Source organism: Paraburkholderia sp. SIMBA_027 (genome assembly GCF_046535315.1).
GTDB lineage: Bacteria > Pseudomonadota > Gammaproteobacteria > Burkholderiales > Burkholderiaceae > Paraburkholderia > Paraburkholderia tropica.
Genome location: NZ_JAWRWY010000358.1, coordinates 1 through 286 on the forward strand (window position 1 = coordinate 1; position 286 = coordinate 286).

Below are 286 nucleotides of genomic sequence, written 5' to 3' on the forward strand. Positions count from 1 at the left end.
CCAATCCGAATATTCCCTGCTGCAGCGCAAAGCTGAGGACGAGCTTGTTCCCGCGGTGGAAGATGCCGGTTTGGGGCTGATGGCCTGGGCCCCCTTGGGCCGCGGGGTGCTGACCGGGAAGTACAGGGGCCAGATTCCCGCCGACTCCCGTGCCGCCGATGGCCGGTTGGCCGGTTACGTGGCTCCCTACCTTGAGCCGCAGGCTTCGCGCGTGGTCGAAGCGGTGGCGATGGCTGCGCGAGGCCTAGGCAGGTCTGCCATGGATGTGTCACTCAGCTGGCTTTTG

Annotated in this window: 1 protein-coding gene; it reads left to right on the forward strand. The window is 66.1% G+C overall.

All coding sequences use genetic code 11. The features are described 5' to 3' along the window. Positions 1–286: aldo/keto reductase (locus SB764_RS39415; protein ID WP_410866669.1), on the forward strand; the 286-nt coding region annotated here is incomplete at both ends.